Raw genomic sequence first — 23,876 nt, forward strand, 5'->3', positions numbered from 1 at the left:
AAGAACCGCGCCTGAGGCCAGCGCCTACGACGCCAAAGCTGGACGTCGGATCAGCTCAGCCGCACCGTACCGTACCCAGCTTGCGAAGGGGTCCCAATTGCACGCCGATCCGGGGTCCCATTCCAACGCCTTTTGACACCCCGGATTCCTGCAGCACTGGAGCATCCTCCCATGATCGAGAACACCACCACCACCGCCAGTGCCGTCCCCACCGTGACGGCCGACTTCCTCAATCTCGGGGATCCCCAGGCCCTCGTCGACGCCCACGCCGCCGCGATCGCACCCGGCCAGGTGCCCCTCGCCGAGGAGATCGCGCGCTTCGTGGCCTATGTTGGCCAGGAAATTCGAGCGACGACGGCGCGGATCGATCACGACCTCCGGCGCACCCATGAGAGTTCCCACGAGGAGCTTTGGGCCGAGAACGACGCGGCGGTGGACAAGCTCCGGATCCTGGAGGCGGTGCCCACCCTCAAGGTTGCCATCGGCACGCTGCCTGAGAGCGAGGTCGCCGAGATCTGGGATCAGTACGGCCCCTACGACGACGACGGGGACGACGAGTGATGCCCCGCCACGCCGAGGACCTCGACTGCGACCGGGACGACGACGCGCCGGAGCCCCTGTTTCTGTGCCCCTGCCGCCAGGAGGTGCTCGGGATCGAGGACGGCCGTCGTCCTCGAGCGGCACCCCCGAGATGGCCAGGGTCTGCCTGAACTGCATCTGCCGCAGCTGATGGTTATAAACTTGTAATCAACCCCTGATACCGAGCGCAAAAGGTTATAAATTTATAACCAAGCTAGACGACCTGCCCCCCTCCCGGAGACAGAAATTGACTAGGGCCACCGAGACCACCACCACCCAGACCGCCGCCACCGACGGCCTCCTCGACGCGATGGTCGCCCAGGTCGAGGCCGAGAACGCAGAGCCCGTCGAGCTCCCGGAGCCGGCGGTGATCACCCCCTTCCCCACGATCCTCTGAGCAACCTGCCGGGGCGACACCGCCCCGGCCCTTCCTCAAGCCGCCCTGGCGACGGGACGGCTCGACGAGGGGCCCACAACGTCCAGCCCGATCCCTCCGGGCATCGCACAGGATCACAGGATCATGTCCCAGCAGACCCACTTCATCGCCGTCCCGGCCCACGACCAGGCCGTCAAACTTGTCTACGGCTTCGGCACGACCGCCGAGGGCGCGATCGACGACGCCTTCAACGAGGGCGGCTCTAACGTCCACCGCCCCGCCGTCCACGACCATGGCACCGATTCCGACGAGGCCGCGGTCGGGCACCGCTACTCCTACACGCGGACGACCGGAGAGGTCGCCGAGGGCGGGTACGCCGACGAGGCGTCCGCGCAGGCCGCCGCCGACGCGGCGGGGTTTACCGCGATCCCCTGCACGCCGGCGCTGTACGAGGCCGTCCGGTCCGCCGGCACGGTCGACTGGATCTACAACTCCGCCGGCGAGGCGGACCTGCGTGTCGCTGCCTAAGACCCGCCTCGGGGCCGGCGCCGCGTATCGCGGGCAACGCCGGCCTCGCACGGGCCCCAGCCGGGCGTCCCTGAACCACGGAGACAGAAAATGCGGGTCGCTTTCGACAACGACGGCGTGGACTTCGAATACGGCATGCGCCTCATGACCGAGGGCGAGATCCGCCTGGATAGCCAGTTCGTCGTGACCGTCGGCGTGTACCAGCGGGACCGCGAGGGCGCGGCCTTCATCCGCCAGCGGACCGTGCGGGTGCCGACGGGGCCGACGGCCCGATCCATGAGCGGTGACAAGCTCCGCGCTGCCGTTGAGCGGCGCATCAGGGAGCTGGACGATCTGTCCGTCTACTAAGGACAGCGCCGGGGCCCTCCCGCCCCGGCCCTTCGCGGGATCGCCCCCTCGCCGGGTGGTCCCGCCAAGGGCCGGATCCACCGACCCGCAGGAGACACCATGACCCGCGCCCGACCCGACATCCCAGCCCCGGGCACCCCTGAGGCCAAGGCGCGCCGCGCCCCCCGGCACGACCTGTCCACGCTGAGCGAGGACCAGCTCCGGCGGCGCGAGCTGGTGCTAAAGTTCGGGCTAGCGGCCTACGGTTCACGCTGGCAGACGCCCCTGGCCGAGGCCCTCGGTCGGCTCCGCCGGCAGGACACCGCCCCGGTCCAGATCGCCGCCTGGGTCTCGGGCGCGCGCCCGGTACCGGCGCGCGTTATCCCTGAGCTAGAAATCCTGGCGATCGACGCCGCGTCGGACTTGGCCGACCGCCTGTGCAGGATCCGCGCATGGCCCGGGGATCCTGCGCCGACGACGTCCCTGGAGAAGGCCCTTTCAGGTTTCCCGCCGCACGAGCCCGGCGATCCGCTGGAGGAAATCGTCATGGATGATGAAAGGTAGACGCCATGTCCGAGCCCGTTGACCTGCCCACGTTCACCCTCCGCGGTACGGTGCAGTTTCTCCGCGAGCCGCCCCCGGAGGCGTCGGACGCTGAGATCGTCACCTGCCTGCGCCTGGATCATCTCACCCAGGATGATGCCATGCTCATCCTCTCCGGCCTGGTCGACGTGCCGATCATGCCGCCCAAGCGGTTGCGGCTTCTCCCGTGGGAGAGGAGCTGGGGCATGGTCCTGCATGCGGAGCAGGTTTTCTGCGCAGGCCTGGACCGAGGTCGCATCCGCGACATGGACAACGCAAAGTGGAACTTGGACCGCGCGCGCTGCAGAGCCCAAGTCGCGCGGCTTAACCACGAGCTCCGACGACCGTTGCACGGTCGGAGGCTGCAGCTGCTGTCCAGCACCCGAAACCTCGCCGCCCTCGTAGAGGGAGAACATTGTTTCGGTAACGAGGTGCTCGCCTTCAGCTTCCACACCGCAACGCCAGCAGCGCAGGTCCGGAAGCTGCTCATTGTCTACGATCGTGGACGGGCGCTTGGCGAGGCGGCCTGGCCAGCCTAGGGCGCGAGGTCGCCCAGTGCATCGAGGTCGTCCTCGGGGGTCCCGGCGCCCCCGGTCGGATCGAGGTGGTCCCGACGGCCCCACTGGTATGCGTCCTTAATGCGACCGGTCCCCAGGAGCCGAACGCGGTAATGCGTGATCGACAAGACGCGGGTGCGATCTGTCATGTAGAGGCCGGCCACCCGCGCGGGGGGGTGGACGTGTTGAACGTCGAGGAGCGGATCGAGGATGTCCCCCTGGATCTGGGGCGGGGCAGCGACAGGCGCCGGCTGGTCCGAGAATGCCTGGACGAGCAGGCCTCCCCGCCGGTGGATCTCCGGCGTTGGCGGGACCTTGAGCGCCAGGGATACGACCTCTGGCAAGGTGATCCGGACGACTTTGAGCTGGGTGGTCCCGTACGGTGTGTTTTTCAGGATCTCGACCAGACCGTCCGAAAACTTGTGCATCTGGAACACTGGCGAGGTGCGTAGCTCCAGCCAGCTATCCAGCAAGTCCAGCCTGCCATCTCTCAACCTGCCGTACGCCTGCATCGCAACCCCCGTTCGGGGGGAGCTCTACAGGGGCGGGATTACTCCCCCGTCTACGCCGCCTCGGCCAGCTCCGCCGCCGCGACGGCCCCGGCCTCCCGGGCGGCTGTCTCGGCCAGCGCCTCCAGGACCTCCCCGATCCGGACGGGCCCCCAGTGCCAGCAATCGACGCCCACATCGAGCGAGCGCGCCGTCCCGGGCAGGCTACCGTGGGAATGCCCGTAGAGATGGATGGCTCCCTGGTGCATGCCGGGCCAGACGCGGTGCGCGCAGTGGGCGAGATAGACGGGCCGGGCCTTCGGCATGCCGGGATCCTGCACGTGAACGGTGCAAGCCATGACTGGCGGGGATGCCCATGGCAGGCGGATCCCCTGTGCCTCGTGATTCCCGATGACGAGGTTCTTCCGGCCGCGCAGGCGGTCGAAGATCTCCCTCGCATGCGTATGGCCACCCCCGTAGGCGAAGTCGCCGCAGTGCCAGACGATGTCGTCGTCGCGCACTCGGTCATTCCAACGTGAGATCAGGCGCTCGTCGTGCTCCTCGATCGAGGCGAACGGGCGCGGCCGGTGCATCCTGTCTGACAGGATATTGCGGTGTGAGAAGTGGGTGTCGGATACGAACCAGGTGACGGCCATCTGAGGCCTCCAAGTATAGGGGAACGCGTGCCGGCCGGGGCGTCCCGGCGGCGGTGGTTGGCCTCAGGCCAAGCGGCGTTTCCGTATGCGGAGGGCGTGCGTCATGGGGCGAGCCTCGCCGATCGGGCCGCCCGCAGCAAGGGCGGATTCCCGCGGCGGTTACTGATCCCCTGGCCGGATCGCCGGAGCCCAGGGCATGGCGTGCCCGAGCGGTTAACCGTCGACCCGCGTCACGCTTTTAGCGGCCACATTTTCTGGCAGAGTGCCCCTATGCCGACTTGGACATTCGACCTTGGGCCTGCCTTCGACGACCGCCCGCGCATCGCAGCGGCGGCGCACGACGACGCGCCCCTCGACCTTGAGACCGCAACCTGGATCCCAGAGATCTGTCAGCCGGACGACGTCCTGGGACGGGTCCCGCTCTGGACCGCTGCCGCGCTGCGCGGCGCGATCGACCGTGGGGACCTGGCGGTCGAGCGTCACGGTCGGAGGATGTTCGTGACCCGGCGCCTGATCGCCGAATGGAGAGAGCGATGCCGGACGACGCCCCGAAGCCCAGACGCCCCCGCCCAAGCCGCGCAGCCGCCAAGCCGCGGACCCTGGGGAAGACCGGCCGAGGCAACCCGTATCTCATGTGGCGCCCCGGCCGAACCGACGCGGACGGAGTCGTACGGGACGGTCGCTGGTGGATCGTCCACAAGGGTCGACAGGTCCGCAGCACTAGCCGCGGTCATGGCAAGGACGCGGAACGCCAAGCGCTCGAAGCCCTAGACGAGTACACCGCGAGCTTGGCCGTCGTCGCACCTGACGCGTCCGGCCCGCGGAAGAACCGGGCCGCGGCCGACGTGATGATCGCCGAGGTGTTGGATCGGTATCTCGCCGCCAAGTCCGGGAAGATCGCTCGTCACGACGAGCTGGCGCAGCGCGTCCTGACGCTCCTGGAATGGTGGGGCGAGCGCAGCCTGGAGGACGTCGACAGCGTCTCGTGCGCGGCCTACGTCGATTCCCGCGTCGGCACCGCCTGGAAGGCGCACGCCCGGGCGGGGCTCGACCGGGACGGCAACGAGCGGGCCGACGGCGCCGGACCCGTGCGTCGCGGGCACTCCCGGCCGGCGAAGGCCCGCATCGTCACCGAGGGCGGGGCCCGTCGGGAGCTGGAGGACCTGCACGCCGCGATCAACGTGGCGATCGAGGACGGCCTGACGCGCGAGATGGTGAAGGTGACGCTGCCGGCGAAGTCGGAAGCGCGCGACAGGTGGCTGACCAAGGCCGAGGCCGCTCGCCTGGTGCGGGCCGCCTGGCGCAAGCGCGAGATCCAGACCATCCACCGCGGCGAGCGTAAGGGTGAGCGGATCGAGGGCCGCCGGGTCGGCCGGCACCTCGCGCGGTACCTGCTCGTTGCGCTGCGGACCGGCACGCGATCGGGCCCGATCTGCGCGGCCAGCTTCATCCCCGAGGTCGGCCGGCCGTGGATGGAGCTGCGGGTCGAGGACGGAAAGCGGGTCGCCCTGTTCCACCGGAAGGCGCTCGGCGCCGCGGCGAAGAAGAACAAGCGGCAGCCGACGGTGCGCATGCCCGATGCCCTGACCGCACACCTCTGGCGCTGGCACCATGTCCTCGGCCAGCGCTACGTCGTGGAGTGGAACGGCCTGCCGGTAGGATCGACCAAGCGGAGCTTCGCCAACCTCGTGCACGAACTCGGGCTCGGCGAGGACGTCGTCCGCCACTCCCTCCGGCACACGGCGGTGACCTGGGGGGTGCAGGCTGGGACCGACCTCTGGGAGCTGTCGGGCTACGTCGGCATGACGGTCGAGATGATCGAGCGCCGGTATGGGCACCATGCCACGGATCACATGGAGGAGGCCCGGGCGGCGATGGGCGGGAGGCGGCGGAAGCGGGCGGCCTAGGCTTGCTGGTTCTTCTTGAGCAGCTCGATTTCGGCCATTAGCGATCGCCCGCACATGTAGAGGAGCCTATTGAACTTGATGCGCTCCGAGTAGGACAGTCGGCTCTTCCCGCTGTGAACGATCTCGGAGCGGACGGAGTAGAGCCCGCGGAAATCGGCCAGGACCCGCTCACGGTCCGCTTGGCTGTCGCCGATGAGGTAGGCGCACCGGTTGCTCAGGAGCTCGCCGATACCGACCATGTCGGTCGTCCGCTTGTCCCCGAGCAGGATCTCCATCGCCACCATAGCTTGGACGAAGGACAGGGTCTCGTTGCGGCTCGCGTAGCTTCCAGCCAGCCACTGCGCCGACCGCATGATCCGACCGGCCTCCACCGGATGCGAGAAGCAGACCCTCATGGTGGTCAGGACATTTCGGACAAACATCCCGTAGGGGAAGTCCTCCCCGAAGTCCCTCATGCTGAAGCCTTCCAGGCCCATCACGACCGTCGCCTCCAGGTCGACGGTGCCGTCGAAGACCCAACGACCACCAGCGCGGCGGTGGATGTGGTAGGCGCTTCGCGGAGGGCCGAACGCCGTGGGCGTGTAGGTCGGCCGGTAGTCGAACAGGCGCAGTGCCATTCCCAACCCGAGGAAGGTCTGTAGCGTCTCGACCGCGCGCATCGCGGTACCGGTCGTCCCGAACCGATCGGCGTACCCGGCGAGCGGTATCTGGAGATAGACCCCATCCCTCTCCCATGCCGTGCCGCCGGCGAGTGCGGCCAGCAGGCCACCTTGGTGTGGCAGCGGATACTCGCCTTCGAGGGCCTCGCTGGATCGGACGAGGGTGATGCCTGCGCCGACATCCATCCGGCCGCTCTCGTCGAAAAGGTTCTCCAGGGCCGAGCCGATCGGCCGAGGGAGGCGGAGGCTGAACATGTACTCCCAGGGGAGCGATGCGAACTCGGCGACGACCTCGCGGGCGATGGGAAGGGGATCCGCAAACGGCGCCAGCCCGACCAACGGTTCCGGCACCGAGCTACCCTGCTCGACGTAGGTCCCTACCTCGGTCAGGCGTCGCCCGATCCGGTCCGCAGCAAAATCCGAGAGGGGCCGCTCGTCGATCATCGCGGTCAGCGAGATCGGCTGTCGATCCTGGATCGGCAGTGCCGGGTCGAGCGGGCTCAGCGCAGCCGTGCTGACCCAGTCCAAGAACATGCCGTGGGTGACCTGCAGCCGGCCCATCGCCTCCGCAAGGATCTCTTCCAGGCGTGCGATGCAGGCAGGGTGCAGGTTGAGCGGCACGGAAGCACTCGACGAGGCGAAGGCTAGTGGGCTGACGGGATGCATGGATGCGCGCAGTTGCGCACCAACATGTGGCCGAACCTGTGGCCAGGCCGAAATCTGTGGATGGCGGGATGACCTTCCCCAGAGGGGAATGATGGTCGGAGTGGCAGGATTTGAACCTGCGACCCCCACGTCCCGAACGTGGTGCGCTACCAGACTGCGCTACACTCCGAAGGCCGTCCCGCGCATCGCTGACCGGGTCGACGAGCGGGTGTATAGCCGTGCCTTGGCTGGGCCGCAAGCCGGGTTTGTCCGGTTTCAGCAGAGCCGGTCGGGCCAATCTGTTGGGAGCCTCCGGAGCTGGATCGTCGCGTGATCCGCCCGCACCGCGACGGTGGCGGCGTAGCCGGCGCCGGCATCGAGCGTCGCGAGGGTCCATCCCGTCGAATCCCGCAGCAGGCGCGGAGCAGCCGGCGGCAGCGTCACGCTGAAACGGTCGAGGGGCAGGGACAGGCCGGTCCCCAGCGCCTTCACCACCGCTTCCTTGCGGGTCCACAGGCCGAAGAAGGCCGCCTCGATGGCCTCAGCTGGCAAACTCGCGAGGGACGCGGCTTCGTCGGGCGCGAAATGCGTCCGCGCGATGCGGACCGCGTCCGGGATCGCTCGCATCAGTTCGAGATCGACGCCGATGGCGACCGGGCCCGCGAGACCGATCAGGGCGCGGGCCCCCGAATGCGACAGGTTGAACTCCAACGGGCTTCCGGCCGGCTCCGCGAGGTGCGGCTTGCCGGTAGCCTTCGCGGTCAGGCGGATCTCGGACGGAGCGCAGCCGCGCGCATCCGCCAGGGCCAGCCTGAGGGCCGCGTGGCTTACAATGAAACGCGCGCGATCCGCGGGTCGCAGGAACCGGTTGCCGCGGTCGCGCTCCGAGCTGTCGAGCACCTGCGCGCATCGTTCGAGCCGGTCCGGCGACACGCCGAGATCGACCAGCCACACATCCACCGCGCTCAAGCGACGCCTCGCGGCCGCCGGACGCAGACATTAAGGTCGCGCGATGGTGAGGGCACGGGGGCACATCCGGTGACGACGGCATGAGGAGCATCGCGCCACGGCGTGCGGTGGGCAAGGTGCCGCGCGCTTGAGCGACCCGGCCGCGTTTCCCGTCCGCCCGTCCCTGCGTGTGCCGCTGAGCCTCGCTGGCCGCCGGACCCGCTACGGCGTGTTCTTCGCCACCTACCTCTATCAGGGGCTGATCGCGGGGTTCTCGCTCACGGCGTTGGCCAATCATCTCACCGCCAAGGGCGTGTCGGCGACGGAGATTGGCTTCCACTTCGCCCTCGCGGGCCTGCCCTGGACCCTCCAACCCATCCTGTGGGGCCCGGTAGTCGACCGCGCCGGCGATTCCCGGATGGGCCGGCGCCGGGTCTTCGCGGTCGCGGCGGTCTTCGGCTGCCATGCCGCCCTCGCGCTGCTGCTGTGCGGCGCCGAGGATCGGGTCGGCGGACTCGGCCTGATCTTTCTGGCCCACAGCCTGTGCGCCTCGCTCCTCGACACCGCCTGTGATCGGATGATCATGGATCACGTGCCGGCCGCCGAACTCGGCCGGGTGAGCGGTTGCACCCGCGCGGGCTTCGTCGCCGGAAGCAGCCTGAGCGCGGCCGTCTTCGGGTGGATGCTGACGACCGACGGCTTCGCCATCAGCGCGCGTTGGCTCCTCGTGGCCGCCATCCTGGCGAGCCTGCCGATCCTTCTGGTCCGCGAGGCGCCCACGGATGCGCTCGTTACCCCGGGTCGGCGCGGAGTGGCCCCGCGGCGCGTGCCGTTCCGCCGATTCCTGCGTCGCCTGATCGTGAGCCTGCGGCGCCCGCGGGCTCTGCGGCTTCTCGCCCTGTGCTTCGGTCTCGACGGCGCGCTCGGGCTGTTCGAACTGCCCTTCTCGGTGGACCTGCTCCAGCGTCAGGCCTGGGATCCGGCGGTTCTGTCCCGTCTCCAGGCCGGCCTGGCGCTGGCGAGCGGAACAGCCGGCGCGCTGGCGGTCGGCTTCTGGTCCGACAGGTCCGGCCCGGTCCGGCCGCTGCGCATCCTCCTGCTGGCCAGTACCGGCACGTTCCTGCTGGCCGGAGCCCTGATCGCGTCGGACTTCGTCGGCGCGGCCGGACCGGTGATCCTCGCGCTGACCAACATGCTGCCCGGCCTGCTGATCGTCGCGCTGATGCCGGCCCTGCTTCAGGCCAGCCAGGGGCGCCCGGGTGCGGCGACGCAGTTCGAGGTCTACATGGCGGCGATGAATCTCGGGTCCGTCGCCGGAACCGCGCTGGCCGGGTGGCTCGCGCCGGTTTTGCCGCTGGCTGCGGTGGCTGTGTTCGTCGCTGCGGTCTTCCTGGGCGCGTTCCGGATCGCCGGGCGCGGCGATCTGCTCGGTCCACGCCAATGAGGGAAAGCGGGGATGCCGCTCGCGGACGGCTCCCGGCCGGCCGTCGATGCGCTAGAACCCCACCATGGCCGCCGCGAAAACCGACACGCCCGATCTCGACCTGACCGCCGAGGAAGCCCGCGCCGAGCACGCGCGGGTCTCGGAGGCGATCCTCGAAGCCGACCGGCTCTACTATCAAGAGGACGCGCCCGAGATGTCGGACGCGGACTACGACCGCCTGCGCCGACGCCTGGAGGCGCTGGAGATCCACTTCCCAGATCTCGCCGGTACGGGCGCCGCGAGCACGTCGGTGGGCGCCAAGCCCTCGGACAAGTTCGCCAAGGTGCGGCACGCTGTGCCGATGCTCTCGCTGGGCAACGCCTTCGACGATGCCGAGGTGGCCGAGTTCGTAGCCCGGGTGCGCCGCTTCCTCGGCTGGCCGGAGGATGCACTGCTCGCCTTCACGGCCGAACCGAAGATCGACGGGCTGTCGCTGTCGCTGCGCTACGTCCAAGGGCGCCTCGACACCGCGGCGACGCGCGGCGACGGCGAGGTCGGCGAGAACGTTACCGCCAATGCGCGGACCGTACAGGACATCCCGGAGACGCTGGCCGGCTCGGATTGGCCGGAGGTCTGCGAGGTCCGCGGCGAGGTCTACCTGTCGCACGCCGACTTCGCCGCGATCAACGCCCGGCAGGAGGCGGCCGGCAAGGCGCTGTTCGCCAACCCGCGCAACGCCGCCGCCGGGAGCCTGCGCCAGCTCGATCCCGCGATCACCGCGTCCCGGCCGCTGCGGTTTTTCGCCTATGCCTGGGGCGAACTCTCAGCGCCGATCGCCGAGACACAGACCGGCGCGCTGGAGCGTTTCGCGGCCTGGGGCCTGCCGGTGAACCCGCTGACCCGAACCTTCACCGACCGTGACGCGATGCTCGCCCATTACCGGCAGATCGAGGCGGACCGGGCCGGGCTCGGCTACGACATCGACGGCGTCGTCTACAAGGTCGACGACCTCGCGCTGCAGAAGCGGCTCGGCTTCGTGTCGCGCTCCCCGCGCTGGGCGCTCGCCCACAAGTTCGCCGCCCAGGAGGCGACGACGGTGGTGGACGATATCGTCATCAATGTCGGGCGCACCGGCTCGCTGAACCCGCTGGCGAAGCTGCGGCCCGTGACGGTGGGCGGTGTGGTGGTGTCGAACGCCACCCTGCACAACGAGGGCTACGTGAGGGGCGTCGGCGCCGATGGCGAGCCGATCCGCGACGGTCGCGATATCCGCGTCGGCGACACGGTGACGGTGGTCCGGGCCGGCGACGTCATTCCGAAGGTGATGGATGTCGATCTCACCAAGCGTCCGGCGGATTCGCGGCCTTTCGAATTTCCGGAAACCTGCCCGGCCTGCGGCAGCCGGGCCGTGCGCGCGGTCAATCCGCGCACCGGCCGTCCCGATGCGATCCGACGCTGCACCGGCGGCCTGATCTGCCCGGCGCAGGGGGTGGAGCGGCTGAAGCACTTCGTCTCGCGCAACGGGTTCGACATCGAGGGTTTCGGCGAGACCTATATCGAGGTTCTGTTCGAGGCTGGCCTCGTGCGCCAGCCGGCCGATCTATTCCGGCTCGACTTCGACAAGCTCAAAACGGCGGTCGTGGCACGGCGCGAGGCGCTGTCGGCCGAGCGGCGCGCCGAATCCGGGGCGGCCGAACCGCCCAAGAAGGCCGCCAAGAAGAAAGGCGAGGAGGACGACAAGGCGATCAAGAACTTGCTGGCTGGCGTCGAGGGCCGGCGTCAGGTGCCGATGAATCGCCTGCTCTTCGCCCTCGGAATCCCACAGATCGGCGAGGCAACCGCCAAGGCGCTGGCCAAACGCTTTACCGACATGCCGACACTCGTCGCGTCGATCCGCGAGGCCGCTGCGGCGCAGCCCGGGCCCGACTGGATTGAACTGACGGCGGTGCCCCGGGTCGGTGGGACGACCCGCGACCGGCTGCTCGACCTGGGCCTTCCGGAGGACGAAGCCACGCCCGGCCAGGAGCGGGCGCGCCTCAGCACCGTCCAGCGCGAAAATCTCATCGCCCATTACGGCGATGCCGAAGCGGTCCGCGCAGCGATCACCAAGGCTGCAGCGCAGCGCCCCGGGGATGCGTACCGCCTGTTCGCCGATGACGGCGAGATCGGGCCTGTCGCGACGGATGCGCTGCTTCTGTTCTTCTCCGAACCTCACAATGCCGATGCCGTTACGGCTCTGCTCGAACAGGTCGAGGTCGAGCCGATGGAGCAGGCGGCTTCGGCCTCGGCCTTCGCGGGCAAGACCGTTGTGTTCACCGGCACCCTGGAGAAGATGACCCGCAACGAGGCCAAGGCCGTGGCCGAGCGCCTCGGCGCAAAGGTCTCGGGCTCGGTCTCGGCAAAGACCGATCTTGTGGTGGCCGGCCCTGGGGCGGGCTCCAAGCTGAAGGATGCGCAGAAGCATGGCGTGCGCGTCGTCTCGGAAGACGATTGGCTCGGGATGGTGGCGCAGGGTTGAAGCGCGAGTCCGGGCGGCCTAGACCTCCTGGGGAACAGCCCGAGAACTCCCGCCCGGCATGGTTGCCCCCCGATGACGGTCCTGGCCCTCGACTTCGAGACGGCCAACGAGCGGCGCGACAGCGCCTGCGCGGTGGGTCTCGCCTGGATCGCGGACGGCCGGGTCGTGCGCCGGGAAAGCCACCTGATCCGCCCGCCCGAGATGCGCTTCTCGCCTGGTAATATCCGGGTGCACGGTATCCTGCCGTCCAACGTCGCCGACGCCCCGGACTTTGCCACCGCGATGGCACCGTATCTGGACGACCTGCGGCGCGGGCTCATCCTGGCGCATAACGCAAACTTCGATATCGGCGTCCTGCGGGCCGGGCTGGTGCGCGCCGGCCTGCCGGTGCCGGATCTGTCCTATCTCTGCACCGTGCAGGTGGCGCGCCGCGTATTCCCAGGGCCGGAGGGCTGCGGGCTCGGCAAGGTGGCGCGGCGTCTGGGCATCCGCTTCGAGCACCACGATGCCGGCGAGGACGCCTATGCCTGCGCGGAGATCGCGCTGGCGGCCATGCGCGAGCGGGACGCCGCGGACGTTCACGCGCTGGCCGCTTTGCTCGGCCTTCCGATCGCGCGGGCGGACGGCGGACCCGCCGTGCCGCGACGGCCCCTTGGGGCGCCCCCTGGGGCGATCAGCGGGCGCGCGATGGCGGCCTTCCAGCAGGCGCCATCGGCGCTCTGCTTCGCCATGCGGGGATCCACCGGCAACCGGTACGACGTGCGTCTCGAGGAACGGCCCGGCGGCCCGCAGCTGCGCTGCACCTGCTCGGCCGGCCGCTTCAACGTGCGCTGCCGCCACGTGAAGGCGCTCGAGGTCGGCGACATCACCGACCTGCTCTCCGACAACGCCGCCGATGTCGTGCTGCTCGCCCGCATGCTCGGCGCGAAGGCGCGGATCGCGGGCGCGGCCTGAGGCGGATCAGGCCGCGTCGAGACAAGCCCGGAAGGCGGTGACGGCGCGCTCGATATCGGCGGCGGTGATGTGCCGGTGTGTCACGAGACGCAGCCGCGTCGGGCCCAGGGGCCGGGTGCGGGTTCCCGCCGCTTCGAGCGCCTCGACCCAGTGAGCGCTGTCGCGGCCGGTTCGCCCCAGATCGACCTGCACGATGTTGGTCTGCGGCACACTCGCGGACAGGCGTGCCCCCAGCGCGTTCAACCCGTCGCTGAGCTGCCGGGCCCGCGCGTGATCCTCGTCCAGCCGCGCACCCATGGCGGTGATTGCCTCAAGACCCGCCGCCGCCACGATTCCGACCTGCCGCTGGGTTCCACCGATCATCTTGCGCAGGCGCCGGGCCGTCGCGATGACCGGGGCGTCGCCGGCCAGCACCGCACCCATCGGCGCGCTCAAGCCCTTCGACAGGCAGAGCGAGACCGTGTCGACATGCGCCGTGAGATCGGCCGGGGGGACACCGAGATGGATCGCGGCGTTGAACAGACGCGCTCCGTCGAGATGGACCGGGATGCCGCGCCTGCGGGCGATGTCGGCCAATGCCGCCATGTGGGCGGGCGGCAATACCGTTCCGCCGGCCGCATTGTGCGAGGTCTCGACCGCGATCATCGCGGTGCGCAGCGGGCTCGCGGAGGAGTGCAGCGCCGCCTCCAGACGGTCGAGATCCATGGCGCCGTCTGCGCCTTCGATCCCGAGCAGGAAGGTCCCCGTGAGGGTCGCGGCCCCGCGCTCGGTGTTGAGCATGTGGGCCTGTGCTTCGAGCAGCACCTGCTCGCTGCGCTGAACCTGCGCCAGGATCGCCAGGAGATTGCCCATCGTGCAGCTCGGCACGAACAGGCCGGCGGCCTTGCCCAGCATCGCGGCCGCCGTCTCTTCCAGCGCCCGCGCGGTCGGGTCGGCGTCGAGCCCGTCATCGCCCAGCGGCGCGGAGCGCATCCGCGCGTACATGGCCTCGGTCGGCCGGGTGACCGTATCGCTGCGCAGGTCCACGATGTCGGACGCTTCGGCCGCGGCGTTCATGTCGGTGTGCATCTCAATACCTGCCGGCCGGCCTATCGATAGGCAGCCTCGTCACCGGAATCGGTCGGATTGGCCAGGGCCCGCTTCAGTACGTCGCTCATCGGCAGTTCGAGATTGATGCCCCTCGGCGGGATCGGCTGCTCGAAGTAGCGGCTGTAGAGACGCGCCACGGTACCGTCCTGGATCAGCTCGATGACCGCCTTGTCGACGGCAGCCTTGAAGGCCGCGTCGTCCTTCGGCTCCAGGATACCGTAGGGCGCGAATTCCAGCCCCTGGGTGCCGATTTTGTAATCGCCCGGCCGCTTCGCGCCCGCGACCGTAGCGTGCGCGAGGGCATCGTCGTTGATCGTCCCCGCGGCGCGGCCGGTCTCCAACAACAGGAAGACCTCCGCGGTGTCCTTGGCGGGCATCACCTGAATGTCGAGCTTGTCGCGGACGTTGATCCGCGTCGCGACGCGCTGGGTCTCACCGCCCGCCTGGGCTGAGATCGCCTTGCCGCGGAACGAAGCGATATCGTTCACGTCGACCGGCGAGTCCTTCCTGGCCGTCAGCACCACCTGCGCCACGAAGGTGGTCGGCGCGAACGCGATCAGCTTGTGCCGCTCCGGCAGGTTGCTGGCGGTGCCGCATTCGAGATCGATCGTGCCGTTGTTGATCAGCGGGATCCGCGTCGCCGACATCACCGGCACGTGCCGGATGTCGAGCTTGGGCAGGCCGAGCACCGTCTTCAGCTTCTGCGCGACGTGCTCGCATATCTCCAGCGAATAGCCGACTGGCTTGGCATCCTTGTCGAGGAAACCGAACGGCGGCGACGCGTCCGGAAAGCCGAGGCTGATCTGACCGGTGGCGCGGAGCTTGTCGAGGCGCCCCTCCGCGATCGACGGTGCGGCGAGCCCGGCCCAGCACAACGCGGCTCCGATAAGCGAAAGCGTCCTCGACACCATCCAAACCCCCTGGTTATGCCAGACTCTGCGTCTCAAGCTTTGCCGGCTGATCCTAGGAGCGGCTGCGCACCGGCGTCCAATGCCGATTCCCGGCCCCAGCATACGGATCTGATATGGCCGCACGGCGCATGACCTTCCGGCACATCGAAGCCTTCCGGGCTGTGATGGTCACCGGCTCCATGACCGAGGCGAGCCGGAAGTTGCACACCTCGCAACCGCAGGTCAGCCGCCTGATCGGGCAGCTGGAGGCGATCACCGGCCTGCCGCTGTTCGACCGCAGCGGCAGCCGCGTCGTCCCCTCCCTCGACGGCACGCGTTTCCACGCCGAGGTGGAGCGGGCCTTCGTGGGTCTCACCAGCCTCGAGGCGGCGGCTACGCGGATCCGCGCCTTCGGTGCCGAACGGTTGCGCGTCGCCGCGATGCCCCGGCTGGCCGGGGGCCTTCTGGCGCGGGCCGTGGTGCGCTTCCGGGTTGCGCATTCGGACGTGATCGTGGCGATCCATTCCGGCGACGACGCGAGTGTGAATCACTGGATCGACACCGGCTTCTGCGACGCCGCCCTCACGATGCTCTACGGCGACGTACCGGAAGGTAGGCTCGACCATGTCGAGACCCGGGCCTGCGTGGCGGTGCTGCCCCAGGACCACCCGCTCGCGGACAGCGCCGCGCTCGGGCCGGAGGATTTTCGCGATGTGCCGTTCGTCGCCGCCTCACACGGCAGTGCACTTCGCGATCGAACCGAGGCTGTCTTCGAAGCAGCGGGCGTCACGCTCGCGATCACCGCCGAGGCCGGTCTCGGCGCATCGATCTGCACGCTCGTCTCGGCGGGGCTGGGCGTCAGCGTGATGAATCCGCTGGCCGCCCACGAGGAGGCGAAGGTCTCACCGATCGCGATCCGGCCCTTCACCCCCACCCTGCCGGTGCATTTTGCGCTGCTGTTCCCGCCCGATCACGCGCGGGGACGCTTGATGCGGGCCTTCGGCGCCTGCGCCCGGGCGGTCCTGCGGGAGGAACTCGCCGCGCTGCCGGACGCCGCCACCGGGCGTCCGGCAGGCTGAGCTCAGGCGGCGCGTTTCCGGGCCTCTCCGTAGAAGGTACCGCCGCGCTCGGCCATCGCGGCGAGCGTGTCGGGCACGGCGAACCGCGGGCCGTGCTTGGACTCCAGCGACCGGGCCAGATCGACGAATGTCGCCGCGCCCATGAAGTCGATGTAGGACAGCGCGCCTCCGGTGAACGGCGCGAAGCCGAAGCCCAGGATCGAACCGACATCCGCCTCGCGCGGGTCCGTGACGACGCCCTCGCCCACCGTGCGGGCAGCCTCCAGCGCCTGGACCACCAGAAGCCGCTGCTTCAGCTCGTTGAAGTCGACGGATTCGGGATCGATCCGGTTCGGCTGCAGGTCCTTCAGGCCGGGCCAGAGGCGCTTCGGCCCACCCTCGGGATAATCGTAGAACCCCTTGCGGTTCTTCCGGCCCAGGCGGCCCTGCTTCTCCACCAGCTCGGACAGGATCGCCTTCTGCGCCGGATCGACGGCGCCGGCTCCGACCTGCGCTTCGGTGGCCTTGGCGATCTTGAGCACGAGATCGAGGGCGACCTCGTCGTTGAGCGAGAGCGGCCCGACCGGCATGCCCGCCTGGCGGCCGGCGCTCTCGATCATGGCCGGCGGCACACCTTCGGCCAGCATCTTGTGGCCTTCGAGGATGTAGGCGCCGACGCAGCGGTTGGCGAAGAAGCCGCGGGCGTCGTTGACGACGATCGGGGTCTTCTTGATCAACCGCACGTAGTCGAGGGCCGTGGCGAGCGCCCGGTCGCCGGTCGCCTCGCCCTTGATGATCTCGACCAGCATCATCTTCTCGACCGGCGAGAAGAAGTGGATGCCCACGAACTGGTCGGGCCGCTGCGCGCTCATGGCGAGCCCGGTGATCGGCAGGGTCGATGTGTTGGAGGCGAAGATCGCGTCGGGCCGGATCACCGCCTCGACCTTCCGGATCACCTCAGCCTTCACCTTCGGATCCTCGAACACCGCCTCGATCACGAGGTCGCAATCCGCCAGCGCGGCATAATCGGAGGTGGCCTGGATGCGGCCGAGCAGCGCGTCGCGATCAGCGGTCTTGGCGCGGCCCTTGTTGATCTGGCCGGTGATCAGCGTGTGGGCGTAGGCCTTGCCCTTCTCGGCAGCCTCGACCGACTGGTCGACCAGTACCACCGCGATCCCGGCCTGCGCCGTCACGTAGGCGACGCCCGCGCCCATGAAGCCGGCGCCGATCACGCCGACCTTCTGCAGGGTACTGGCCGGCACGTCCTTCGGACGGCGTGCCCCCTTGTTCAGCTCGCCCATGGAGATGAACAGCGTGCGGATCATCGCCGCCGCCTCCTTGCTGCGCAGGATATGCGCGAAGTACCGGCTCTCGACCCGCAGGGCGAGGTCCATCGGCAGCTGCAGGCCTTCGTACACAGAGGCCAGGATCGCTTTTGCGGCAGGGTAGTTGTCGTGCGTCTCGCGCCGATAGATCGCGTTGGCCGGCGGCCAGATCATCATGCCGGCGGGCGAGTAGACCTTGCCGGAGGGCGCCTTGAACTTCGGCACGTCCCAAGGCGCCACCGCCGAGCCGCCTTCGCGGATCCAGGTCTTGGCACGCTCGACGATCTCGGCCTGTGGCGCCAGCGCGTGGACCAGCCCCATGCCTTTGGCCATCGGCGCACGGATCTGCTCACCCTTGAACAGCATCTGGAGGGCGTCGCCGGTCTGCATCAACCGGGCGACCCGCTGCGTGCCGCCGCCACCCGGAAACAGGCCGACCTTGATCTCCGGCAGGCCGACCCGCGTCTTCGCGTCGTCCGACGCGACCCGGTAGTGGCACGACAGGGCCAGCTCGAAGGCGCCGCCGAGGCACAGGCCCTGGATCGCCGCCGCGAAGGGCTTGCCGCAGGTCTCGAGCCGCCGGAACAGCAGCGACAAGCGCCGGGACGCCTCGAAGAAATGGCGCATCGCCACCTCCTCGCCCTGCTCGGCCTTGAGCTTCTCATAGGCGAGACCGAGGCCCTGCAGCATGGTGAGATCGGCGCCGCCAGAGAAGTTGTCCTTGCCGGTGGCGATGACGCAGCCCTTGATGGCGGCATCGGAGACGACCTGCGCGATGATCTGCTCGAGCTGATCCATCACGCCCTCGGTGATGACGTTCATCGACCGGCCGGGCATGTCCCAGGTCGCCAGGGCGATGCCGTCGGCATCGGTCTCGAACCGGAAATCGGTCAGCGTCATGGTGCCGTCCTCCCAGGACAATGTCGGAAAGATACCGAAGCGGTCACGTTAAGGTTGTATAGAGTCCGAGCTGGCACGGTCCGACGGTTGGGGGGCACCGACGGAAACCAGTCATGACGAAGGAAACCGGATGCCGCGCCTGCCGCGCCGGCACCACCCTCGATTTCGATTTCACGATGGCCTTCCAGCCGATCGTCGACATCAGCACGGGATCGGTCTGGGCCTACGAGGCCCTGGTGCGGGGCCCGAACGGTGAGCCGGCGCCGACAATCCTGAGCCGCGTGACCGACGAGAACCGTTACCAGTTCGACCAGGCCGCCCGCGTCCGGGCGATCGAACTCGCCGGCCGGCTGTTCCCGCGGGACAGCGACACGCGGCTCTCGATCAACTTCATGCCGAACGCCGTCTACGAGCCGATCGCCTGTATCCGCGCATCCCTGGAGGCGGCACGGCGCGTCGACTTCGCGCATCAGCGCCTCATGTTCGAGTTCACCGAGCAGGAGCGATTCCGCGACATCGCGCATGTGCAGCGCATCGTTGCCGCCTATCGCAAGCAGGGCTTCCTGACCGCGCTCGACGATTTCGGCGCCGGCTTCGCGGGCTTGAGCCTGCTGGCGAATTTCAGGCCCGACCTGATCAAGATCGACATGGATGTGCTGCGCGGCCTCGACACCGATGCCGGACGTCACGCCATCGTGTCCGGCGTCGTCGGGATCGCCCGGGCGCTCGACGTGACGGTTCTCGCCGAAGGCATCGAGACCGCGGCGGAACGCGAGGCCCTGCGCGCCCTCGGGATCGACCTCATGCAGGGCTACCACTTCGCCAAGCCGATGCTGGAGGCCTTGCCCCCGGTCGCCGGCTTCGCGCCCATGAGTGCCGCGCGCGCGGCCTAGGGCCAGCCGAGGGCGCGCGGCAACCATCGCTTACTTCGGAGCCGGGACGGGCGCCGCAGCGGGCGGCATCGGCGGCATTGGCGGCGCGCCGGCCTTCGGCGCGTTGTCGGTAGCCGAGGCCACCGCCAGCATGTTCAACAGCTTGGTGACCGAGTTCTGCGAGATCGCCGTCGCGGCGGAATTCGGATCGGCGTTCATGGTCTGGAACTTGAGGTAGGTCGGATCGGAATAGATCTCGTCGAGATGCTTCAGCTCGGCGAGGCTGAACTTCTCCGCGTATTCCTTCGACAGTCCCTCGACCATGATCTTGCGCTGCTTCTCGAACTCGTCGTTGAGTTCCTTGCGCACGGACTCGGCCCGCGCCTCCGGCATCGGCGCGACGGTCTTTTCCAGCGCGACGTTGAAGCCGGTCTGCAGGTTCTTGATCAGGGTCTTGTTCACCAGGGTCGTGGCCGTGGCGACTCGGTCCGCCGCCTCGTCGGCGTGGGCAGCGAGCGGCAGGCTTAGAGTGACGCCAAGGCACAGCGTCGCGATCAGGCGGTTCAAGGGCTTGTCTCCCATAGTCTTATCGTCGAGCCCGGATGCGGGCTGGACGTCGCCCGCGCCTCTAGCAGCGTTCCCGATCTTTGGGGAGCGGCGCAACACCGCGTCCGGACATGGACCCGTCAAACCCGCTCGATGATCGTTGCCGTGCCCATGCCGGCGCCGATGCACAGCGTGATCAGCGCCCGCTCCTTGCCGGTGCGCTCCAGCTCGTCGAGGGCCGTGCCGAGGATCATCGCGCCGGTCGCGCCGAGCGGATGACCCAGCGCGATCGCGCCGCCGTTGACGTTCACGGCCTCCGGATCGAGATCGAAGGCCTGGCAGAAGCGCAGGACCACCGCCGCGAAGGCCTCGTTCACCTCGAACAGGTCGATGTCCGACACGCTCATCCCGGCCCGGGCCAGGACCTTCCGGGTGACGTCGACCGGGCCGGTGAGCATCAGGGCCGGGTCGGATCCGATATTGGCAAACGCCCGGATGCGTGCGCGCGGACGCAGGCCCGCGGCCTCGCCAGCCGCCTTGGAGCCCACCAGCACGGCCGCCGCGCCATCCACGATGCCGGAGGAATTGCCGGCGTGGTGGACGTGATCCACCACCTCGACGTCGGGATGTGCGTCGGTCGCCACGGCGTCGAAGCCGCCCATCTGGCCCATCTGCACGAAGGAGGCCTTCAGCGCGGCGAGCGACTGCATGTCGGTGCCGGGGCGCATGTGCTCGTCGCGGTCCAGCAGGGTGATGCCGTTCACGTCGCGCACCGGGACCACGGAGCCGTTGAACAGCCCCTCCCCCCAGGACTTCGCCGCCCGCTCCTGGGAGCGAACCGCGTAGGCGTCGCAATCGTCCCGGGTGAAGCCGTACTTGGTGGCGATCAGGTCGGCCGAGACACCCTGGGGCATGAAGTAGGATTTGATGGCGATGGCCGGATCCACCGGCCAGGCACCGCCCGACGCGCCGATGCCGATGCGGCTCATCGATTCGACACCGCCGCCCACCGCCATCTCGTGCTGGCCGCTCATGACCTGCGCGGCCGCGAAGTTCACGGCGTCGAGGCCGGAGGCGCAGAACCGGTTGATCTGCACGCCCGGCACATGGGCGCCGTAATCGGCCACGAGGGCTGCCGCCCGGGCGATGTCGCCGCCCGCCTCGCCCACCGGATCGACGCAGCCCAGAATCACGTCGTCCACGAGGCCGGTATCGAGCCCGGTGCGATCCTTGAGGGCACGCAGGGTCGTCTCGGCGAGGCGCAACGCGGTGACTTCGTGCAGGGAGCCATCCGCCTTGCCACGCCCGCGGGGCGTGCGCACATGGTCGTAGATGAAGGCGTCCGTCATCAGCACTCCCCGGGGGTGTCGGTCCTCGCCTCGCGGCGACGCGGCCTTACAGGGCCGTCTCGGTTCACACCAGTGTGCCACGGCGCGCGCGCCCTCGGCCAGCCCCAATCGCGAGGAGCCGGCGGGGGACGCGTGACAGGGCGGGGGATTTCTAGTTCTTTTCGAGGCAGCGCGCCGATCTGGCGATAGTGGGCGGTGTACCCGGAGCCTACGGCTGCCTGTGTCGCGCTCCCCGGCCAGTACAGACCCGGCCGGGGATCGAAGAGCAGCTAGTCCTGCAGCATCCGCTTCAGCAGCTCGACTTCATCGCCGAGCACCGTGTCTTCGCCGATCAGCTTCTCGATCTTGCGGACGGCGTGCAGCACCGTGGTGTGATCGCGTCCGCCGAAGCGCCGGCCGATCTCCGGCAGCGAGCGCAGGGTCAGCACCTTCGAGAGGTACATGGCGATCTGGCGCGGCTTGACCACGGCGGCGGTGCGGCGCTCCGACAGGATGTCCGAGCGCGAGACGTTGTAGCGCGAGGCCACCAGCTTCTGGATGTCCTCGATCTTGATCCGCTTCGGCTCGCGGTTCTTCACGAGATCGCGGATCGCGTTCTCGGCGGTGTCCATCGTCACCGCGGTGCCGGTCAGCGTGGCGTGTGCCAGGAGGCGATTCACCGCGCCCTCAAGGTCGCGGCCGTTGGCGGTGATCGCCCGGGCCACGTAGGACGCCACCTGCGGCGAGACATCGAAGCCCGGATGCGCGGCCCGCACGGCGGCGAGACGCGCCGACAGGATCGAAACCCGCAGGGCCTCGTCGAGGGCGGTGATCTCGACCACGAGGCCGCCGCCGAGGCGCGAGCGGACCCGCTCGTCGAGCGCCTCCAGCTCGGTCGGCGGCCGGTCCGAAGCCACCACGACCTGCCGGCCGGCATCGATCAGGGCGTTGATCGTGTGGCCGAACTCGGCCTGGATCGACTTACCCTGGATGAACTGGACATCGTCGAGGATCAGCAGGTCGATCCCGCGCAGCCGCTCCTTGTAGACGAGCGCCGACTGCGTCTTCAGGGCGTTGACGAAGCCGTACATGAACCGGTCGGCGGTCAGGTAGATCACCCGGCGCCCGGCTTCCCGGGCGGCATGGCCGATCCCGTGCAGCAGGTGCGTCTTGCCGAGGCCCACGCCGGCATGGAGGTAGAGCGGGTTGTAGAGCGCCCCCTCCCCCTGATGATTGGCCACCCGTTCGGCGGCGGCATGCGCCAGGGCGTTGGAGCGACCGATCACGAAGCTCGCGAAGGTCAGCCGCGCGTCGAGCGGCGTGCCGCTGAGGTCGCCACCGGCCTCCGCGGCCTGGCGGGGCTCCGGCGCTACGGCGGCGACCGGAACCGAAGCGCCGGCCGCATGCAGCCGGGCGAGCGGGCCGCTGGCGGGATTCGCCTTGGGCGCCCCCGTGGTGACCGTCCGCACCGGCGCGCCGGTGCCGCGCACCCCGACCTCGATCCGCGCGATCTCCTCGACCTCGGCCTTGAAGGTGCCGAGCACGCGGTCGAGGTAGTGCGACTCGATCCAGCTCTTGAGAAAGCGGGTCGGCACCGTGAGGCGGGCCGTCCCGCCAGCGACCGCCTCGAGTTCGAGACGGGCGAACCAGCTCGCGAAGACGTCCTCGCCGAGCTCGGCGCGCAGCCGGCGCTTCACGCGCGCCCAGGCGGACCCGTAATCCATCGTACCGCCGCCGTTGCGGCCACCCTCGTCGTCGCTCGCCACTGTTCCGTCGACACGCATCATTGGCTCTCCCGACGCTGCCCCCGGTCTCCCGCGGGCCGCGCCTACGCACGATTTACGCTCTTCGAGTCCCGCAAGGACGGGCGGGACAGAGTCCCTCGAACGGAGTCAAGCCCATTGCGAGGAACTTTTGCCGATTGAGAGAGCCTATCAACAATTACCTACGGTTCCTTTAACAGTGGGACTTGTGGGGATGGCGCAGATTCCCATTTCAAAGTCTTCCGCCCGCCGCGGAACGACCCGGCTAGAGTCTTGGCGAATCGGAATGATTCGCCAAAATCCCGAATCGGCGCCGTTTTGCTTGATCGGTGTCAGTCTTTGTTAAGCTACACGCGGCGCCGAGACTCTGCAATGTCACCGAGTCTTGAACAGGGTTAATGCTTCCCGCATCACTGGCATCGGTTTCAGACGGCCGGCGGCGATACAGGCATGAAAAAAGCCCGGCTCGTGGAGCCGGGCTTCAAACCGTCTGAAGAATGCGGGTGGTTCAGGCGGCCAGCGCCTTCACCCGGGCGGCCAGGCGCGAGACCTTCCGCGAGGCATTGTTCTTATGGACGATGCCGTGCTGGGCAGCGCGCATCATCTCGGGCTCGGCCTCACGGAGGGCGGTGAGCGCGTCCTGCTGGTTGCCGGTGGCGATCGCCTCCTCGACCTTGCGGACGAAGGTGCGCATACGCGAGCGGCGCGAGCGGTTGATCGCCGTACGCTTGGCGATCTTGCGGGTCATTTTCTTGGCCGAGGCGGTGTTGGCCATCTAAGTCCTCGTTCTCTTCGTCGGGCGATGCCGACGGGCCGGCTTTGCCGGAAATCGGTCGTCGCGTCAGGTTGTCTGGCGATAGCCGAGACGCAGCGCGCGCGAAAGCGCGGCCCCTCGGCGAAGCGGTCTCTATAGTGAGCGGGTCGCCCTGCGTCAACGCGGAACAGTTGGACGCTCCTC

General features: G+C 69.0%; 23 protein-coding genes and 1 tRNA gene. 12 read left to right on the top strand and 12 right to left on the bottom strand.

All coding sequences use genetic code 11. From position 1 onward, the window contains the following. Window positions 1–171: 171 nt before the first annotated feature. The 6 genes from MKK84_RS03435 (at window position 172) to MKK84_RS03460 (ending at window position 2,931) form a co-directional block, all read left to right on the top strand. Complete coding sequence (locus MKK84_RS03435) at window positions 172–561, top strand: hypothetical protein (protein ID WP_243916632.1); 390 nt, start codon at window positions 172–174, stop codon at window positions 559–561. A 265-nt stretch (window positions 562–826) separates the two neighbouring features. Further along, a complete protein-coding gene (locus tag MKK84_RS03440) occupies window positions 827–976 on the top strand; it encodes a hypothetical protein (RefSeq protein ID WP_243916633.1) in 150 nt (49 codons plus the stop codon). Between the two features lie 123 nt (window positions 977–1,099). Next, on the top strand, window positions 1,100–1,483 hold the full coding sequence (locus tag MKK84_RS03445) for a hypothetical protein (protein ID WP_243916634.1): 384 nt from the start codon (window positions 1,100–1,102) through the stop codon (window positions 1,481–1,483). Window positions 1,484–1,573: 90 nt separating this feature from the next. Next, window positions 1,574–1,831, top strand: a complete 258-nt coding sequence (locus MKK84_RS03450) for a hypothetical protein (protein ID WP_243916635.1) — start codon at window positions 1,574–1,576, stop codon at window positions 1,829–1,831. A gap of 99 nt (window positions 1,832–1,930) precedes the next feature. Continuing rightward, window positions 1,931–2,374, top strand: a complete 444-nt coding sequence (locus tag MKK84_RS03455) for a helix-turn-helix domain-containing protein (RefSeq protein ID WP_243916636.1) — start codon at window positions 1,931–1,933, stop codon at window positions 2,372–2,374. A gap of 5 nt (window positions 2,375–2,379) precedes the next feature. Continuing rightward, the gene (locus MKK84_RS03460) at window positions 2,380–2,931 is read left to right on the top strand and encodes a hypothetical protein (protein ID WP_243916637.1); all 552 of its coding nucleotides are present in this window, start codon (window positions 2,380–2,382) and stop codon (window positions 2,929–2,931) included. Here the strand turns inward: MKK84_RS03460 and MKK84_RS03465 are convergent. Together MKK84_RS03465 and MKK84_RS03470 are read right to left on the bottom strand one after the other, a co-directional pair. Beyond that, on the bottom strand, window positions 2,928–3,422 hold the full coding sequence (locus MKK84_RS03465) for a hypothetical protein (RefSeq protein WP_243916638.1): 495 nt from the start codon (window positions 3,420–3,422) through the stop codon (window positions 2,928–2,930). The two genes, MKK84_RS03460 and MKK84_RS03465, sit on opposite strands and share 4 nt — an antisense overlap. A gap of 89 nt (window positions 3,423–3,511) precedes the next feature. Then, the gene (locus MKK84_RS03470; protein ID WP_243916639.1) at window positions 3,512–4,093 is read right to left on the bottom strand and encodes a metallophosphoesterase; all 582 of its coding nucleotides are present in this window, start codon (window positions 4,091–4,093) and stop codon (window positions 3,512–3,514) included. Window positions 4,094–4,626: 533 nt separating this feature from the next. Between MKK84_RS03470 and MKK84_RS03475 the strand changes: the two genes are divergently transcribed. Further along, window positions 4,627–6,000, top strand: coding sequence for a site-specific integrase (locus MKK84_RS03475; protein ID WP_243916640.1), 1,374 nt, complete (start codon window positions 4,627–4,629; stop codon window positions 5,998–6,000). On the opposite strand, the gene MKK84_RS35660 is transcribed toward MKK84_RS03475, so the two are convergent. From MKK84_RS35660 to MKK84_RS03490, 3 genes are all read right to left on the bottom strand, one after another. After that, on the bottom strand, window positions 5,997–7,280 hold the full coding sequence (locus tag MKK84_RS35660) for a HEPN domain-containing protein (protein WP_243916641.1): 1,284 nt from the start codon (window positions 7,278–7,280) through the stop codon (window positions 5,997–5,999). The genes MKK84_RS03475 and MKK84_RS35660 overlap by 4 nt on opposite strands. 137 nt (window positions 7,281–7,417) lie before the next feature. Continuing rightward, a tRNA-Pro gene (locus MKK84_RS03485) sits at window positions 7,418–7,494 on the bottom strand. Window positions 7,495–7,580: 86 nt separating this feature from the next. Beyond that, the gene (locus MKK84_RS03490) at window positions 7,581–8,264 is read right to left on the bottom strand and encodes a 4'-phosphopantetheinyl transferase family protein (protein ID WP_243916661.1); all 684 of its coding nucleotides are present in this window, start codon (window positions 8,262–8,264) and stop codon (window positions 7,581–7,583) included. Between the two features lie 136 nt (window positions 8,265–8,400). Here MKK84_RS03490 and MKK84_RS03495 point away from each other — a divergent pair, with 136 nt between their 5' ends. The 3 genes from MKK84_RS03495 to MKK84_RS03505 all read left to right on the top strand — a co-directional run bounded on the left by MKK84_RS03495 (window position 8,401) and on the right by MKK84_RS03505 (window position 13,147). Beyond that, the gene (locus MKK84_RS03495) at window positions 8,401–9,696 is read left to right on the top strand and encodes an MFS transporter (RefSeq protein ID WP_243916642.1); all 1,296 of its coding nucleotides are present in this window, start codon (window positions 8,401–8,403) and stop codon (window positions 9,694–9,696) included. Window positions 9,697–9,760: 64 nt separating this feature from the next. Further along, window positions 9,761–12,193 carry an NAD-dependent DNA ligase LigA gene (gene ligA / locus MKK84_RS03500; RefSeq protein ID WP_243916643.1) on the top strand — a complete coding sequence of 811 codons (2,433 nt, stop codon included), beginning with the start codon at window positions 9,761–9,763 and terminating at the stop codon, window positions 12,191–12,193. Window positions 12,194–12,265: 72 nt separating this feature from the next. Next, on the top strand, window positions 12,266–13,147 hold the full coding sequence (locus MKK84_RS03505) for a 3'-5' exonuclease (RefSeq protein WP_243916644.1): 882 nt from the start codon (window positions 12,266–12,268) through the stop codon (window positions 13,145–13,147). A 6-nt stretch (window positions 13,148–13,153) separates the two neighbouring features. Here MKK84_RS03505 and MKK84_RS03510 read toward each other — a convergent pair whose 3' ends face one another. Both MKK84_RS03510 and MKK84_RS03515 read right to left on the bottom strand, forming a co-directional pair. Then, the gene (locus MKK84_RS03510; protein WP_243916645.1) at window positions 13,154–14,203 is read right to left on the bottom strand and encodes a threonine aldolase family protein; all 1,050 of its coding nucleotides are present in this window, start codon (window positions 14,201–14,203) and stop codon (window positions 13,154–13,156) included. Between the two features lie 32 nt (window positions 14,204–14,235). Then, window positions 14,236–15,147, bottom strand: coding sequence for an amino acid ABC transporter substrate-binding protein (locus MKK84_RS03515; RefSeq protein ID WP_243916646.1), 912 nt, complete (start codon window positions 15,145–15,147; stop codon window positions 14,236–14,238). Window positions 15,148–15,260: 113 nt separating this feature from the next. Between MKK84_RS03515 and MKK84_RS03520 the strand changes: the two genes are divergently transcribed. Further along, window positions 15,261–16,205 carry a LysR substrate-binding domain-containing protein gene (locus MKK84_RS03520; protein WP_243916647.1) on the top strand — a complete coding sequence of 315 codons (945 nt, stop codon included), beginning with the start codon at window positions 15,261–15,263 and terminating at the stop codon, window positions 16,203–16,205. Window positions 16,206–16,207: 2 nt separating this feature from the next. Here the strand turns inward: MKK84_RS03520 and MKK84_RS03525 are convergent, their stop codons facing one another. Then, window positions 16,208–18,409 carry a 3-hydroxyacyl-CoA dehydrogenase NAD-binding domain-containing protein gene (locus MKK84_RS03525; protein ID WP_243916648.1) on the bottom strand — a complete coding sequence of 734 codons (2,202 nt, stop codon included), beginning with the start codon at window positions 18,407–18,409 and terminating at the stop codon, window positions 16,208–16,210. 113 nt (window positions 18,410–18,522) lie between these two features. Here MKK84_RS03525 and MKK84_RS03530 point away from each other — a divergent pair, with 113 nt between their 5' ends. After that, on the top strand, window positions 18,523–19,302 hold the full coding sequence (locus MKK84_RS03530) for an EAL domain-containing protein (RefSeq protein WP_243916649.1): 780 nt from the start codon (window positions 18,523–18,525) through the stop codon (window positions 19,300–19,302). Window positions 19,303–19,332: 30 nt separating this feature from the next. On the opposite strand, the gene MKK84_RS03535 is transcribed toward MKK84_RS03530, so the two are convergent. The 4 genes from MKK84_RS03535 to rpsT all read right to left on the bottom strand — a co-directional run bounded on the left by MKK84_RS03535 (window position 19,333) and on the right by rpsT (window position 23,693). Then, on the bottom strand, window positions 19,333–19,848 hold the full coding sequence (locus tag MKK84_RS03535) for a hypothetical protein (protein WP_243916650.1): 516 nt from the start codon (window positions 19,846–19,848) through the stop codon (window positions 19,333–19,335). Between the two features lie 119 nt (window positions 19,849–19,967). After that, window positions 19,968–21,176: an acetyl-CoA C-acetyltransferase gene (locus MKK84_RS03540; RefSeq protein ID WP_243916651.1), complete on the bottom strand. Its 1,209-nt coding sequence runs from the start codon at window positions 21,174–21,176 to the stop codon at window positions 19,968–19,970. Window positions 21,177–21,445: 269 nt separating this feature from the next. After that, the gene (gene dnaA, locus MKK84_RS03545; protein ID WP_243916662.1) at window positions 21,446–22,939 is read right to left on the bottom strand and encodes a chromosomal replication initiator protein DnaA; all 1,494 of its coding nucleotides are present in this window, start codon (window positions 22,937–22,939) and stop codon (window positions 21,446–21,448) included. Between the two features lie 487 nt (window positions 22,940–23,426). Then, on the bottom strand, window positions 23,427–23,693 hold the full coding sequence (gene rpsT / locus MKK84_RS03550) for a 30S ribosomal protein S20 (RefSeq protein ID WP_243916652.1): 267 nt from the start codon (window positions 23,691–23,693) through the stop codon (window positions 23,427–23,429). Window positions 23,694–23,876: the final 183 nt, after the last annotated feature.

Source organism: Methylobacterium sp. E-065, assembly GCF_022829605.1.
Classification (GTDB): domain Bacteria; phylum Pseudomonadota; class Alphaproteobacteria; order Rhizobiales; family Beijerinckiaceae; genus Methylobacterium.

What these genes read in the sequence shown, in the direction of transcription:
- MKK84_RS03435 (WP_243916632.1), top strand. Translation starts at nt 172, where the DNA reads ATGATCGAGAACACCACCACCACCGCCAGTGCCGTCCCCACCGTGACG.
- MKK84_RS03445 (WP_243916634.1), top strand. Translation starts at nt 1,100, where the DNA reads ATGTCCCAGCAGACCCACTTCATCGCCGTCCCGGCCCACGACCAGGCC.
- MKK84_RS03450 (WP_243916635.1), top strand. Translation starts at nt 1,574, where the DNA reads ATGCGGGTCGCTTTCGACAACGACGGCGTGGACTTCGAATACGGCATG.
- MKK84_RS03455 (WP_243916636.1), top strand. Translation starts at nt 1,931, where the DNA reads ATGACCCGCGCCCGACCCGACATCCCAGCCCCGGGCACCCCTGAGGCC.
- MKK84_RS03460 (WP_243916637.1), top strand. Translation starts at nt 2,380, where the DNA reads ATGTCCGAGCCCGTTGACCTGCCCACGTTCACCCTCCGCGGTACGGTG.
- MKK84_RS03470 (WP_243916639.1), bottom strand. Translation starts at nt 4,093, where the DNA reads ATGGCCGTCACCTGGTTCGTATCCGACACCCACTTCTCACACCGCAAT.
- MKK84_RS03475 (WP_243916640.1), top strand. Translation starts at nt 4,627, where the DNA reads ATGCCGGACGACGCCCCGAAGCCCAGACGCCCCCGCCCAAGCCGCGCA.
- ligA (WP_243916643.1), top strand. Translation starts at nt 9,761, where the DNA reads ATGGCCGCCGCGAAAACCGACACGCCCGATCTCGACCTGACCGCCGAG.
- MKK84_RS03505 (WP_243916644.1), top strand. Translation starts at nt 12,266, where the DNA reads ATGACGGTCCTGGCCCTCGACTTCGAGACGGCCAACGAGCGGCGCGAC.
- MKK84_RS03510 (WP_243916645.1), bottom strand. Translation starts at nt 14,203, where the DNA reads ATGAACGCCGCGGCCGAAGCGTCCGACATCGTGGACCTGCGCAGCGAT.
- MKK84_RS03515 (WP_243916646.1), bottom strand. Translation starts at nt 15,147, where the DNA reads ATGGTGTCGAGGACGCTTTCGCTTATCGGAGCCGCGTTGTGCTGGGCC.
- MKK84_RS03520 (WP_243916647.1), top strand. Translation starts at nt 15,261, where the DNA reads ATGGCCGCACGGCGCATGACCTTCCGGCACATCGAAGCCTTCCGGGCT.
- MKK84_RS03525 (WP_243916648.1), bottom strand. Translation starts at nt 18,409, where the DNA reads ATGACGCTGACCGATTTCCGGTTCGAGACCGATGCCGACGGCATCGCC.
- MKK84_RS03530 (WP_243916649.1), top strand. Translation starts at nt 18,523, where the DNA reads ATGACGAAGGAAACCGGATGCCGCGCCTGCCGCGCCGGCACCACCCTC.
- MKK84_RS03540 (WP_243916651.1), bottom strand. Translation starts at nt 21,176, where the DNA reads ATGACGGACGCCTTCATCTACGACCATGTGCGCACGCCCCGCGGGCGT.
- dnaA (WP_243916662.1), bottom strand. Translation starts at nt 22,939, where the DNA reads ATGCGTGTCGACGGAACAGTGGCGAGCGACGACGAGGGTGGCCGCAAC.
- rpsT (WP_243916652.1), bottom strand. Translation starts at nt 23,693, where the DNA reads ATGGCCAACACCGCCTCGGCCAAGAAAATGACCCGCAAGATCGCCAAG.